This is a genomic window from Pedobacter steynii (assembly GCF_900103665.1).
Lineage (GTDB): Bacteria > Bacteroidota > Bacteroidia > Sphingobacteriales > Sphingobacteriaceae > Pedobacter > Pedobacter steynii.
Genome location: NZ_FNGY01000003.1, coordinates 297,068 through 310,454, shown reverse-complemented (window position 1 = coordinate 310,454; position 13,387 = coordinate 297,068). Strand labels below are relative to the sequence as shown.

General features: G+C 40.4%; 12 protein-coding genes and 1 other RNA gene. 2 read left to right on the top strand and 11 right to left on the bottom strand.

Annotated features, from left to right (window positions below; translation table 11 throughout):
* Window positions 1-35: 35 nt before the first annotated feature.
* From BLQ87_RS09605 to BLQ87_RS09585, 5 genes are all read right to left on the bottom strand, one after another.
* A complete protein-coding gene (locus BLQ87_RS09605) occupies window positions 36-641 on the bottom strand; it encodes an RNA polymerase sigma factor (protein WP_074605939.1) in 606 nt (201 codons plus the stop codon).
* A 185-nt stretch (window positions 642-826) separates the two neighbouring features.
* Window positions 827-1,234: a hypothetical protein gene (locus BLQ87_RS09600; RefSeq protein ID WP_074605938.1), complete on the bottom strand. Its 408-nt coding sequence runs from the start codon at window positions 1,232-1,234 to the stop codon at window positions 827-829.
* 85 nt (window positions 1,235-1,319) lie between these two features.
* Window positions 1,320-1,686, bottom strand: a transfer-messenger RNA (tmRNA) gene (gene ssrA, locus BLQ87_RS09595).
* A gap of 29 nt (window positions 1,687-1,715) precedes the next feature.
* Complete coding sequence (locus tag BLQ87_RS09590; protein ID WP_074605937.1) at window positions 1,716-2,918, bottom strand: pyridoxal phosphate-dependent aminotransferase; 1,203 nt, start codon at window positions 2,916-2,918, stop codon at window positions 1,716-1,718.
* 62 nt (window positions 2,919-2,980) lie between these two features.
* Window positions 2,981-3,373, bottom strand: a complete 393-nt coding sequence (locus tag BLQ87_RS09585) for a DUF1573 domain-containing protein (RefSeq protein ID WP_074605936.1) — start codon at window positions 3,371-3,373, stop codon at window positions 2,981-2,983.
* Window positions 3,374-3,505: 132 nt separating this feature from the next.
* Here BLQ87_RS09585 and BLQ87_RS09580 point away from each other — a divergent pair, with 132 nt between their 5' ends.
* Complete coding sequence (locus BLQ87_RS09580) at window positions 3,506-5,929, top strand: alpha-ketoacid dehydrogenase subunit alpha/beta (RefSeq protein ID WP_074605935.1); 2,424 nt, start codon at window positions 3,506-3,508, stop codon at window positions 5,927-5,929.
* A gap of 67 nt (window positions 5,930-5,996) precedes the next feature.
* On the opposite strand, the gene aroC is transcribed toward BLQ87_RS09580, so the two are convergent.
* From aroC to BLQ87_RS09550, 6 genes are all read right to left on the bottom strand, one after another.
* On the bottom strand, window positions 5,997-7,091 hold the full coding sequence (aroC, locus tag BLQ87_RS09575) for a chorismate synthase (protein ID WP_074605934.1): 1,095 nt from the start codon (window positions 7,089-7,091) through the stop codon (window positions 5,997-5,999).
* A 26-nt stretch (window positions 7,092-7,117) separates the two neighbouring features.
* Entirely contained in the window at window positions 7,118-8,371 is a 1,254-nt protein-coding gene (locus tag BLQ87_RS09570; RefSeq protein ID WP_074605933.1) for a 3-phosphoshikimate 1-carboxyvinyltransferase, read from the bottom strand.
* A 2-nt stretch (window positions 8,372-8,373) separates the two neighbouring features.
* The gene (locus tag BLQ87_RS09565; RefSeq protein ID WP_074605932.1) at window positions 8,374-9,513 is read right to left on the bottom strand and encodes a chorismate mutase; all 1,140 of its coding nucleotides are present in this window, start codon (window positions 9,511-9,513) and stop codon (window positions 8,374-8,376) included.
* 47 nt (window positions 9,514-9,560) lie between these two features.
* Window positions 9,561-10,397, bottom strand: a complete 837-nt coding sequence (locus BLQ87_RS09560) for a prephenate dehydratase (RefSeq protein WP_074605931.1) — start codon at window positions 10,395-10,397, stop codon at window positions 9,561-9,563.
* Window positions 10,398-10,795: 398 nt separating this feature from the next.
* Window positions 10,796-11,860, bottom strand: coding sequence for a 3-dehydroquinate synthase (gene aroB, locus BLQ87_RS09555; RefSeq protein ID WP_074605930.1), 1,065 nt, complete (start codon window positions 11,858-11,860; stop codon window positions 10,796-10,798).
* The gene (locus BLQ87_RS09550; protein WP_069382236.1) at window positions 11,860-12,066 is read right to left on the bottom strand and encodes an RNA-binding S4 domain-containing protein; all 207 of its coding nucleotides are present in this window, start codon (window positions 12,064-12,066) and stop codon (window positions 11,860-11,862) included. The genes aroB and BLQ87_RS09550 overlap by 1 nt, the downstream gene beginning before the upstream one ends.
* Before the next feature lie 97 nt (window positions 12,067-12,163).
* Here BLQ87_RS09550 and BLQ87_RS09545 point away from each other — a divergent pair, with 97 nt between their 5' ends.
* Complete coding sequence (locus BLQ87_RS09545; protein ID WP_074605929.1) at window positions 12,164-13,351, top strand: proline dehydrogenase family protein; 1,188 nt, start codon at window positions 12,164-12,166, stop codon at window positions 13,349-13,351.
* The last annotated feature ends 36 nt before the right edge of the window (window positions 13,352-13,387 follow it).

Sequence of the window (13,387 nt, the reverse complement as noted above, 5' to 3'; positions counted from 1 at the left end):
ATTGCAATCGTATTTTTTTTAAAAATAGTTGGGAATCAACTTCGGCTCCAAACACATATGGCAAGAACCATTAAACGAAGATAATTGGATTGCTCTAGGAAAATTTTAAGCAGCTTATTGGCTTTAGTAATGTGGTTGTTTACTGTGGCTTTAGAAATGCCCATCAGACTGGCCGTTTCTTCATAACCCCTGCCTTCTATTTTACAATAAATATATGCCTGGCGACATTGTTTAGGCAGTTGAGAAAGCAACAGCTCTATTAATGCCTTGGAATCCTGATCCGCTATTGCGTCATCTATTGGCGTATAATCCGGTTCGACTGCAGCAGCTACGATGAGTTTAGCTTCCAGTTTTTTGTCGCGGGCAACAGTGCGAAAAAAATCATAGACCATGTTTTGGGCAATGCGATAAACGTATGCCTTAAAGGGGAGCTGGGGGTCTATATCTGCCCGTTTTCGCCAAATTTTTATGAATAGGTCCTGCAGAAGATCGGCAGATTGATCTTCCATTTTAACCATTTTATAGATGCTGTTGTATAAACTGCTTCTGTATAGATGGTACAGTATATCAAATGATTTTTCATCTCCTTGTTTTAAAGAAATCAGTAGATCTTTTTCACTTTTTTTATTTAAGATAATCATATATGAAGCCTGTTTTTCATTCCCGACGTTTCGATTGCAATTTAATTTAAAATTGATTAAACGTTTTAATTAATTGGAATCGATGGATGTCTCCTTAAAACAGGCTTTCGAACCCTTGTCCAGACTTCGTGTCATTTAGATCATTACGAAGCCCCCCCGGTAATGAAGGGCTTCGTGATATATGTTTAGTCGTTATTGATTAATTCTTCGTCAAAGAGTTCAAAAAACAGATTCTGTAATTTATGAACGTGTTGCAGGGTTTTAAAATCTCCCGTATCATCGTTTGCGGGTACTTGCTTATAGCAATCATAATACTCATCTTCTTCCACATGAAATAGGAAGAAATTGAAATCTTCGTGCTGAAAGTACCCACCGCCATTGTCTTTAAAACCTAGCTTATTCACCAGCCAATCTGAGTTCAATGGAATAGGAGTAACCTGTTCATGACTGCATGCTAACAGTTCAAGCTGAGCTTTGTAAGCTATCTTTTTGTCTGGCAGGATACCAAGTACTTCGCAAGGGCTGGAGATGTCATTTAAGGTCTCTCCATCTGTAAAGACATAATTGCCAATTCTTAATTCATTTACATTCATATCTTTTTATAATTAATAAAATAAAACCACCGGATCTGCCTTAAAACAACAACAGGCCGGCAAGTTTATGTCTTGCCGACCTGTTTTGTGGAGCCGAAGGGGTTCGAACCCTTGTCCAGTTGTGTGATAAGTTATGCCTTCTACATGCTTGTTTTCCATTCAATTGTCGGGAGCAGACGGGCCGGAAACCTACCTTGTCTTTTTCCTTAGGTACTTTATCTCGCTACTGTATCATACCCTACAGTGGCCAGCTTTGTTATTTCGATGCCCCGGATTCTAACCTAACAATGCAGCAGTCAGAGGGACAAAAGCTAAGCTAATTCTAAATTAGGCAGCTAAGGCGTAGTTATTTTCGCCAATTATAGTGTGAACGTTCTCTTTTAAGTGCTCTCCGTACAACGCACTGCATGCTAACATACGTAGCGCCACCCTGTCAAATCCAAAACGGCCCCATTTGTTAGAACTACAAACTTACAAAAAATTATGCGATTGTTCTACCTGGATATTGATTTAATGCGATTTCCAGACAATCCATCGACTTATTCAAGTCATCAGTATTCAATACATAAGCCATTCTTACTTCATTTTTTCCTGAACCAGCGGTAGAATAGAATCCTGTAGCAGGAGCCATCATTACCGTTTGTCCCTCATGCTCAAAGCTTTCCAGCATCCACTGACAAAATACATCAGCATCATCAATCGGAAGTTTAGCCACTACATAAAATGCACCACCCGGATTCGGACAGAAAACACCTTCAATTGCATTTAATCTTTTAACAATCGTATCTCTGCGAAGGGTATATTCCTTGTTTACCGCTTCAAAATAACTATCCGGAGTATCTACAGCTGCGGTACCGGCAATTTGTTCCACCATACCAGGGCTAAGTCTTGCCTGAGCAAACTTTAATCCTGATTTGATTACTTCCTTGTTTTTCGTGATCAGGCAACCCAATCTTGCACCACAAGCACTGTATCTTTTTGAAACGGTATCCATAATCACCACATTCTCGTCAATTCCGTCCAAATGCATTGGAGAGATGAATTCCTTTCCATCATAGCAGAATTCACGGTAAGCCTCATCAGAGAATAAGAATAAGTCATATTTCAGACACAATTCTTTCAGTGCTTCTAGTTCTTCTTTAGAGTATAAATAACCGGTAGGATTATTCGGGTTACAGATAATGATCGCTTTGGTACGTTCCGTGATCAGTTTTTCAAACTCAGCAATAGCAGGGAGTGCAAAACCATTCTCAATATAAGATAAGATCGGTTTTACAACCACATTACTCATACAGGCAAAACCATTGTAATTCGCATAAAAAGGCTCTGGAATGATGATTTCATCACCTTCATTTACACAGGTTTGCATGGCGATGGTGATTGCTTCAGATCCACCAACAGTCACTAAGATATCTTCAGGGGTGATGTTATAACCCAGTTTATTGTAATATTCGGCTAATTTGGTTCTATAAGATAATGTTCCTTCGGACGGAGTATATGCCCAAACATTAAAATCAATATTTTTGATGGCATTCAACATGCCTTCTGGTGTAGCAATATCGGGCTGACCAATATTCAAGTGATAAACCTTTTTACCCTCCTTTTTTGCTTGATCAGCATAAGGAGTAAGTTTTCTAATCGGCGAGGCGGGCATTTGTAACCCTTTTTCTGAAATGTTAGGCATGGCACAAAAATAAAAAACCTCGTTGATTAACGAGGTTTTAATAAAAAATATCTTTAAAAATGTTACTTGGTACTGGCAGCTACGGTTTCTCCTTTGATGTACAACACTTTAGTTGTTGTTTTTGCATTGGAAGTAATGGTAATACTTTTGCTGAATGGCATTGCTGCACCAGTTGGGTTGTAAGTTACTTTAATCACACCTGATTCTCCTTTTTTAACAGGAGTTTGTGTGTATTCCGGTACAGTACATCCACAAGTAGTTTCTACTTTGGTAAGAATTAATGGTTGATCTCCAACATTGGTGAACTTAAATTCAACCGTTGCAGCTTTGTTCAATGGGATTTTACCAAAATCGTGAAGCTCTTTATCAAATTTGAACTCTGCAGGTTTTGTTTGAGCGTTAGTTGCAACACTTACTCCTAAAATTAATGTAAATAATAGTAATAACTTTTTCATGATTATGGTGTTTTAAAACAAATTTAATCTTTTGATTCATAAATCAAAAAGTATTCCAATATATAAATTACCCGACAGCCATAAGTCATACTTTAGATTTTATGTATCTTTGTCACCTAACTAATATTGCTTATGATGCCGGATATAAAACCTACTACCAATCCCATTGATGCTTCAGAGTTAAGTTTTGAGGATTTCAAAACCATTGTGGTAAACGATTATAAAATAGCTTTTGAGAGTAGACAAGCCAGTTTATTAGGTCGTAAGGAGGTTTTAACAGGTAAGGCTAAGTTTGGTATTTTTGGTGATGGTAAGGAAGTTCCTCAGATCGCCATGGCCAAAGCTTTTAAGAATGGAGATTGGCGCTCGGGATATTACAGAGATCAGACATTTGCATTTGCAACAGGCATTTGCACCATCAAAGAATTTTTTGCCCAACTATATGCCAACCCTAGCGTTGAAGCTGAACCTGCATCTGCAGGCAGACAGATGAATTGTCATTTTGCTACCCGTTCCATTAATGAAGACGGCAGCTGGAAGGATCTTACCGCGATGAAAAACTGTTCATCCGATATTGCGCCTACAGGTGGACAAATGGCGAGGTTAGTCGGACTGGCATATGCTTCGAAATTATTCAGACAGAATCCGGAACTGGAATACTTAAAAAACTTCTCTGTAGAAGGAAATGAAGTAGCTTTTGGAACAATCGGTAACGCTTCTACTTCAGAAGGCGTATTTTTTGAAGCCATCAATGCTGCTGGTGTATTACAGATTCCTATGGCAATTTCTATCTGGGATGATGCTTATGGAATTTCAGTTCCTGCAAAATATCAGACCACAAAGGAGGACATCTCGGAAATCCTGAAAGGCTTCCAAAGAGATGAAAATGCTGCGGGATATGAAATATATAAAGTAAGAGGCTGGGACTATCCGGCTTTATGCGAGACTTATCAGAAAGCCATTGATGTCTGCAGAACAGAACATGTTCCTGTAATGATTCACGTAACTGAAGTTACGCAGCCGCAAGGGCATTCTACTTCAGGTTCACATGAACGTTATAAAGATAAAGACCGTTTAGACTGGGAGAAAGAGTACGATTGTATCGTTCAGATGCGTAAATGGATGATCGAATCTGCCATTATTCCTGAAGAAGAATTAGCTGCTCTGGAAGATGAGGCAAAGAAATTTGTTCGTGAAACACAAAAGGAAGCATGGAATGAGTTCCTTGCAGATATAAAAACAGAAAAAGATCAGGCAATTGAATTGATCAATACCCTTGCAAAAGGAAACCCTGCACTAACAAAAATTACTACTCAGCTGGCCAATACGCCGGATGCACAGCGTAAAGAAGTGATTTCTTCTGCAAGAAAAGCATTGCGTTTAAGCTTGCAACATCCATCTGGCGAAAGAAACGAGCTGTTGGAATGGTATAAGGAACAAAGTGGAATGAATACAGAACGTTACTCTTCGAAACTGTTTACAGATGGTAAAGAAAGCCCTTTTCTCGTAGAAGTGGTTGAGCCGGAGTACAATGAGTTGAGTAAAATGGTGGATGGTCGCGAACTATTGAATGCCTGTTTTGATGCCAATTTCGGCCGTGATCCTCGCTTGGTTGCTTTTGGTGAAGATTTAGGTGCCATTGGCGATGTAAATCAAGGTTTTGCAGGTTTGCAGGCCAAATACGGTGACCTGCGAATTACAGATACAGGAATCAGGGAAATGACCATCGTTGGTCAGGGGATCGGACTGGCCATGCGTGGCTTAAAACCAATTGCTGAAATTCAATACCTGGATTATCTCCTGTTTGCTTTAAATGTATTAAGCGATGACCTGGCAAGTTTATCTTACCGTACCAAAGCCGGACAAAAAGCACCGGTAATTATCAGGACCCGCGGACATAGATTGGAAGGGGTATGGCATTCAGGATCACCAATCGGACTAATCCTAGGTTCTTTGCGTGGATTACACATCTGTGTGCCCCGTAATATGACTCAGGCTGCGGGAATGTACAATACCTTGTTCAGATCTGATGAACCTGCTCTGGTTATCGAATGTCTGAACGGATATAGATTAAAAGAAAAACTTCCTGAAAATGTAGGAGCGTATACCGTTCCTTTAGGTAAAGCAGAAGTGATTAAAGAAGGATCAGACCTGACCATCGTTTCTTACGGATCTACGCTTAGAATAGTGGAAGAAGCCGCAGAGGAGCTGGCGCAGTTTGGCATCTCTGTGGAGATCATTGATCCGCAAACCCTGCTTCCTTTTGATACAGATCAGCTTTGTGCTAAATCTTTAAATAAAACCAATAAATTATTGGTAGTCGATGAAGATGTACCTGGTGGCGGAACAGCGTTTATCCTGCAACAGATTTTAGAAGAACAAAAAGGTTATTATAGCCTGGACGGACAACCTCAAACGCTAAGCGCCAAAGCACACCGTCCTCCTTATGGCTCTGATGGTGATTATTTCAGCAAACCATCAGTAGACGATGTAGTGGAAGTGGTTTATCAAATGATGCATGACCATAATTCAGTTAAATATCCTGCGATATTTTAATAAATATTAAAGCATAAAAAAGGTGTTCCGTTTTACAGAACACCTTTTTTATGTTTTTGATTCTCTATTAATTCAGCTGACTGCTTTTATTTCTAAGCAGTTGATCTGCCAGTACCAAAGCGGCCATTGCTTCAACAATGACTACCGCACGTGGTACCACACATGGATCATGACGGCCTTTACCTTTTATCTCTGATGCTTCTCCAGCCGCATTAATCGTTTGCTGATTGTGCATGATGGTAGCTACAGGTTTAAAGGCGACTGTAAAGTTGATTTCCATCCCATTAGAGATTCCTCCCTGGATTCCTCCGGAAAAGTTAGTCAATGTTTTAGGAGCCTCATTTCCAGGAATAAAGATGTCATTGTGTTCCGATCCCTTCATCTCACTACCACTAAATCCTGACCCATATTCAAAACCATGGACTGCATTGATGCTGAGCATGGCTTTACCCAAGTCGGCATGTAGCTTGTCAAATACCGGCTCACCGAGCCCAACGGGGCAGTTTCTGATGATACAGCTAACTTTACCACCGATGGTATCTCCATCTTTTCTGATGGCATCAATACATTCAATCATCTCCCTTGCGGTTGCAGGATCTGCACAACGGACGATATTCTCTTCCCTGATCTCCAAAAGCTGATCAACAGTTAAAGATGATTCCAGGTTAGGTGCATTGATCTTTCCTACAGCAGAAACATGTGCGAAGATTTCTATGCCATGGTGCTTTAAAAACAGTTTGGCAATAGCTCCGGCAGCTACACGGGCCGCAGTTTCTCTGGCTGAGGAACGGCCACCACCGCGATGATCACGGATGCCATATTTTGCATCATAGGTGTAATCTGCATGGGAAGGACGGTAAACATCAGTATTATGACTGTAATCTTTACTTCGCTGGTCTTCGTTCGGGATCAGCATCGCAATAGGTGTACCTGTACTTTTACCTTCAAAGGTTCCGGAAAGGATCTGAACAGTATCGCTTTCTTTCCTTTGCGTGGTGATCTTCGATTGCCCTGGTCTGCGTTTATCCAATTCCGACTGGATAAAATCCAGGTCAATTGGCAACTGTGCCGGACAACCATCTAAAATAACACCAATAGCTGCACCGTGTGATTCACCAAAAGTGCTGATGCGAAATAGTTGTCCGAATGTATTACCTGCCATTTTTTTGTTAATTTTTATAGATTAATTTAAATCACTTCAACTGTAAACCCTGCTTTTCTCAGGTCTTTCCAGAAGTCAGGATAGGATTTCTCCACTACATCCATTTCCTCCAGTACCACCTCCTTAATCAGCAGACTAAGCGGAGCAAAAGCCATCGCCATGCGGTGATCTTCATAAGTGCCGAATATAACCCTGTCCGGAAAATGAAGTCCTTCACAGTTTAGCGTGTATACCAGGTTGTCTTCGCTTAAAGTTACGCCAATTTTAGAGAGTTCATTTTGCAAAGCTTTAATCCGGTCAGTCTCCTTGATCTTTAAAGTCTCCAGTCCGGTAAAGGACAGGTTTTTCTTTAAAGCTGCCGCACATACGATAATGGTTTGTGCTAAATCCGGACAATCCTTCAGGTCTAAAATTTCATCACTGAAATCAGTTTCTGACGAGCTTAAAGTAATTCCGGTAGCGGTGGTTGCAGTTTGTACGCCAAATGCAGTCATAATTGACCTGATCCGGCTATCGCCCTGCAGACTTTTTTCCTTTAAATAGGGCAGGGAAATGGTCGCATTTTCTGCTAAGCAGGCAATGCTGTACCAGTAAGAAGCAGCACTCCAATCTGGCTCTACCAGCAATGTGGCTGCTTTGAAAGGTTGCGGTTTGATACTGATGTTGTTTCCATCCCAGGTATGACTGATTCCGGCTTCCTCTAACATGTTCAGGGTCATATTTACATAAGGAAGAGAAGTTAATTCACCTTCAATCTGTAGTGTAAGACCTTGTTCCAGCGTAGGTGCAATCATCAATAATGCAGATATATACTGGCTGCTGATGTCTCCTTTAATCTTAACAGCACCTTCGCTTTGCGCCAACGGACCGTTAATACTTAACGGAGGGAAACCCTCTTTTTCCGCATAGCTGATGTCTGCACCAATTGCCTTTAAAGCTTCGGCCAGAATCCCAATCGGACGTTGTTTCATCCGTTCTGTTCCAGTCAGCAAAAACTGTCCGGGAAGGGTGGGAAGGTAAGCCGTTAAGAAGCGCATTGCAGTACCTGCAGGGCCCACATCAACGGTTTGCTGATGTGGATCTGTGCTGGAAATCTGGTTTAAAATACGGTCAAGCGTTACAGAGTCGGCGGCAATAGACATATTTTCTACTTCTACCGAGCCTTTACTTGCTGCACTAATGATTAATGCCCTGTTGCACTCGCTTTTAGAGCCCGTAAGCGCGATCTCTGTATGGATTTCTGTGTTTCCCGTAAAAGAAACAAGTGCATGCTTACTCATTATTAAGACTTAACTTCTGTATGTGTTTCTGCTGCAATGCCTTTTTCTGCTTTGCCGGCATTCATAATTTCTGTTTGTTTACGGATAGATTCTCCGTGCACCAATTCTAAGAATTTCTCTGTAAAGTTTAAGTCTAATTTTAAAGCTTTAGCAAATGAGATTCCTTTGTTCATGATCGCGTCCCAACGATTTACCTGTAAGATCGTTACCTGGTTGTCGCGTTTAAACTCACCGATTTTACCTACGATGGCCATACGTTCTCCTAATTTCTGTAACAACTGATCATCGATTTTATCAATCTGCTTACGCAAATCAGCCAATTGATCTACAAAAGCTTCGTTTTGAGATTCCGGTTCACGTACAGTTAAACGGTCTACCAATTCGCTTAATGCAGCAGGTGTTACCTGTTGTTTGGCATCTGTCCAGGCTACTGAAGGATCAACATGTGACTCGATCATCAGACCTTGCATGTCTAAATCCAGTGCTTTCTGAGAGATGTAAGGAATCAGTTCGCGGTTACCGCAGATATGACTTGGATCATTGATGATCGGAAGGTCAGGACATAAAGTTTTCAATTGGATGGCCAGTTCCCACATTGGCTCATTACGGAAAGAGCTTTTCTCGAATGAAGAGAAACCGCGGTGAATGGCACCTAGTTTAGTAATTCCCGCACCATTGATACGCTCTAATGCACCAATCCATAACTGAAGGTCGGGATTTACAGGGTTTTTAACCAATACAGGGATGTCAACACCTTTTAAAGCGTCAGCAATTTCCTGAACGGTGAATGGGTTTACAGTTGAACGTGCACCAATCCATAAAATATCAACGCCGGCAGCCAAAGCTTCCTCTACGTGTTTCGCATTTGCAACCTCAACAGCAGTAGGCAATCCTGTTTCCGCTTTTGCTCTTTTCAACCACTCTAATCCAATGCTTCCGATACCTTCAAACTCTCCCGGACGGGTACGTGGTTTCCAGATACCAGCTCTCAATACTGATACTTTTCCGGTTGCAGCCAATAAATGTGCAGTAGTTAACAGTTGTTCTTCAGTTTCTGCACTGCATGGTCCTGAGATAATTAATGGCTCGTTGTTGATGTTAAGCCAGGTATTTAATGGCTGGATGTTCAATTGTAATTTCATTTTTTTGGGGTTTAATTTTTGTATGTTTTATGAAGGTGTTTTATTTTTTATACTTTATCATTTTTCAGGTATTCACCCATAATGTTAAAGTTTACCGTGTATTTTAAGGTCTGGCGGATGGCTTTATCGTATTGTTCCATATTGCTCCATTCCATATCTACATAGAAATAGTATTCGTTTCTTTTTCCCAGAACAGGCATACTTTGAATCTTTGTTAAATTCACATCCTGATCGGCGAAGATGTTGAGGACTTTTGACAGCGCACCTACATGATTGCCTACCTGGAAACAGATAGAGGCCTTGTTGATTTCTTTAAGATCTTCTGTTTTATCTTGTTTTAGCACGAGGAAACGGGTGTAATTCTTTTTGTTGGACTCAATTCTTCTTTCAATGATATTCAGTCCGTATAATTCTGCGGCAAGTGTATTTGCAATGGCCACTGTATCTGTTAATTGTTCTTCTTTGATGCGTTTGGCACAAGCTGCGGTATCGTTACTTTCAATCACCTGAATGTGCGGGAAATCATCGAAAAAGTCTACGCACTGGCGAATGGCAATAGGGTGGGAGGTTGCATATTTTATGTCTTCAAATTTTACCCCCGGTAAAGCCATCAGGTGCAACTGAATCGGCAGGTAAACTTCTCCTACGACTGCAAAATTGTATTCCCGGATTAAAGTATAGTTGGGCAAAAGACTGCCTGCAATAGAATTCTCAATAGCCATGATCACAAAGTCAGATTCCTTTCTCTCCAGACTGTCGCAAGTCTGTTTAAAAGAATTACATTCTATGGTTTCGATGTCTTTTCCGAAGAACTTGAAAGCGGCTTCTTCATGAAATGACGCTTTAATACCTTGAATCGCTACTCTTGTTTTTTTCTGTTTCATTTTAGCTGTTGAGTTTTCTGTGGTCTTGTAGTTTGCAGAAGGTTTTTTGTATTTCTGCAGGTTTCGGTTTTTGCATTAAACAAAAAAAGTCCCGGCTTTAGGCCGGGACTTTTTATATACATTTTTATCTTATGATTTTTGTTGCATATCAGTCCCGGCTCTTACTAAAGTAGTAAAAGTAGCCAAACCAATATGTAGTAACATTTTTCATTCGATTGTTTTTTCGTTTTCGTTTTTCCAAATGTACTAACAAAATTTAATTTGTCAATACTTTAATAAAAAAAATTATTTATTGTACGGTAGCTTTGATTCCCTGTGCAACAAAACATTAGCTACTTGTACAAATTTCAGGAACTCAATTTTATTGCTAAAATTAGCTGCTAAATCTATTGTATGTACTATTTAACCTGATTATTGTAATAGCTTAAACTCTCCAGAATGTCCTTCTCTGTTACGATACAGTTGTAATCACAAGCACCGATTTTGTTCAGTAAAGAGAACATAATTTGTCCATGTTCATTCTTTTTATCGCTTTGCATGAAGCCTAAAAGCTCTTTAAAGCTCTTACTTTTGATCTGGTAAGCTGGGTAAAGGCTCAACATATACTTCGTAATGTCTTCCAGTTCTTCCTTTGTCAGGGTGTTGTTCGTGCTCGACAAATAAGCTTCACAGATCATTCCTATAGCGATAGCTTCACCATGTGTTAAAGGAGCTTTATCATTGATCAAAGCATAGCTTTCTACTGCATGACCAATCGTATGACCGAAATTCAGGATCTTCCGGCGTCCTTTTTCCTGCGGATCTTCAGTCACGACCTCATTCTTGATCTCTACAGAACGGTGAACGGCTAAGGGGGCAATCTGTTTATAATCGGCCGTTTTTAGCTCATTATAATATGCAGCGTCTACAATCAGACCATGTTTGATCATCTCTGCAAAGCCGGATAGCAATTCTCTTTCCGGTAAAGTTTTTAGGAAAGAAGTTTCGATAAATACCGCCTGAGGGAGGGCAAAGGTGCCGACCATGTTCTTTACATTGTCTATGTCGATTCCGGTTTTACCTCCCACGGAAGCATCTACCTGGGAAAGCAGCGTGGTCGGAATATTGATGAAATCAATGCCACGTTTATAGGTTGAAGCAATAAAGCCGCCCATATCTGTGATGACCCCTCCCCCCAGATTGATCATCAGACATTTACGGTCTGCTTCAAAATCGAGTAGGGTTTTCCATATTCCAATACAGAAATCAATGTTTTTGTTTTCCTCGCCAGGATCTGTTTCAATTAGGTCAAAACCAGTAAAATCGTCCAGCATTTCCTGAAAAAAAGGAAGGCAAAATTCCGACGTATTCCGGTCTACAAAGACAAATACCTTGCTGTATTTACCATTTTCTATAAGCGCTGCTAATGGCGCAAGTGCTGATTCAAAATGAATGCTATGGCCTGAACTTTCTATTACGTTCATTAAATTACTGTTATTTTCTGTCCCATAAAATCAATTACATCGCCCACCCGCACTTTCAATCTCTTGCGATAGTCTACTTTGCCATTGTATTTTACCAGGCCGTCTTCAACAACTGTTTGTGCTTCGCCGCCACTTTGTACCAATGAGGTTGCCTTTAGCAACTGAATAAGGGGAATAAATTCACCTTCTAATTTGAATTCTATCATTATACCAGCAAATTTACAATTATTTATAAAGTGTTTTACCATGGATAGCCTTGGAATTTATACTTTTGCATGCAATTTGACTAACCACAAGAATTAAATGGAAACTTTCCCCAAAAAAACCTTGAACTTTGACAACACCGAAATCGCTTTTCGCAACCAGTCAAACTCAGAACTAAATGCAGGATACTGGCTTTTTAAAGTAATCAGCAGCAACTTCCTAACAAAAGTTGGCCCGCCAATCACTAATTTTTTTCTGAATATAGGCATGCCTATAAAATCAATCATCAAGGCAACCATTTTTAAACATTTTTGTGGAGGAGAGACCATTGCCGAATGCGAGCATACTGTTGAGCAGCTGGCAAAAGGTAATGTGGGTACTATTTTAGATTATTCTGTGGAAGGGGAAGAAGAGGAATCTGTATTCGACTTTACCTGTGAGGAGATCATCAGAACGATAGAAAGAGCTGCAGGAGATAAACGCATTCCCATTACAGTATTTAAGGTTACAGGAATAGGCCGCTTTGGATTATTGGAGAAACTGGATGCCAAACAGGAATTAACAGCAGCAGAGCAGGCGGAATTTGCGAAAGTAAAAGCCAGATGCGAAAAGATTTGCAAAAGGGCATTTGACAAAAATGTACCTATCATGGTCGATGCAGAAGAAACCTGGATTCAGGATACGATTGATGAGCTGGCAGTAGATATGATGCGCCTGTTTAATAAAGAAAGGATCATCGTTTACAATACTTACCAGATGTATCGTCATGATAAACTGGCTGATTTAAAAGCAGATCACCTGATCGCTAAGGCCTCTGGGTACATTTTAGGCGTTAAAATGGTAAGGGGAGCATATATGGAGAAAGAAAGAAAAAGAGCCGAAGAAATGGGCTATTTATCTCCGATTCAACCAACCAAAGAAGCTTCAGACATAGATTATAACGAATCTTTGAACTACTGTATGGCACATATCGATGATATTGCGATTGTATGCGGTACACACAACGAAGAGAGCTGTCGTTTATTGGCTGAATTGCTGGATAAGCATAATATTGACCATAACCATCCTCATGTTTATTTTGCCCAATTGCTGGGGATGAGCGATAACCTTAGCTTTAACTTATCTGATGCGGGGTATAACGTAGCTAAATACGTTCCTTACGGCCCGATTAAAGCAGTAATGCCATACCTTTTCAGAAGAGCGCAGGAAAACACTTCCATTGCAGGAGCGACGAGCAGAGAGCTTGGCCTGATCATGAAAGAGAAACAACGCAGAAGATTATCATAAAACGACTTAAAAAAAGAGGGCCTGCTGATGATCAGG

Bases quoted from the DNA above. Each gene is read 5' to 3' on its own strand.
- BLQ87_RS09605 (WP_074605939.1), bottom strand. From the start codon at position 641: ATGATTATCTTAAATAAAAAAAGTGAAAAAGATCTACTGATTTCTTTA.
- BLQ87_RS09600 (WP_074605938.1), bottom strand. From the start codon at position 1,234: ATGAATGTAAATGAATTAAGAATTGGCAATTATGTCTTTACAGATGGA.
- BLQ87_RS09590 (WP_074605937.1), bottom strand. From the start codon at position 2,918: ATGCCTAACATTTCAGAAAAAGGGTTACAAATGCCCGCCTCGCCGATT.
- BLQ87_RS09585 (WP_074605936.1), bottom strand. From the start codon at position 3,373: ATGAAAAAGTTATTACTATTATTTACATTAATTTTAGGAGTAAGTGTT.
- BLQ87_RS09580 (WP_074605935.1), top strand. From the start codon at position 3,506: ATGATGCCGGATATAAAACCTACTACCAATCCCATTGATGCTTCAGAG.
- aroC (WP_074605934.1), bottom strand. From the start codon at position 7,091: ATGGCAGGTAATACATTCGGACAACTATTTCGCATCAGCACTTTTGGT.
- BLQ87_RS09570 (WP_074605933.1), bottom strand. From the start codon at position 8,371: ATGAGTAAGCATGCACTTGTTTCTTTTACGGGAAACACAGAAATCCAT.
- BLQ87_RS09565 (WP_074605932.1), bottom strand. From the start codon at position 9,513: ATGAAATTACAATTGAACATCCAGCCATTAAATACCTGGCTTAACATC.
- BLQ87_RS09560 (WP_074605931.1), bottom strand. From the start codon at position 10,397: ATGAAACAGAAAAAAACAAGAGTAGCGATTCAAGGTATTAAAGCGTCA.
- aroB (WP_074605930.1), bottom strand. From the start codon at position 11,860: ATGAACGTAATAGAAAGTTCAGGCCATAGCATTCATTTTGAATCAGCA.
- BLQ87_RS09550 (WP_069382236.1), bottom strand. From the start codon at position 12,066: ATGATAGAATTCAAATTAGAAGGTGAATTTATTCCCCTTATTCAGTTG.
- BLQ87_RS09545 (WP_074605929.1), top strand. From the start codon at position 12,164: ATGGAAACTTTCCCCAAAAAAACCTTGAACTTTGACAACACCGAAATC.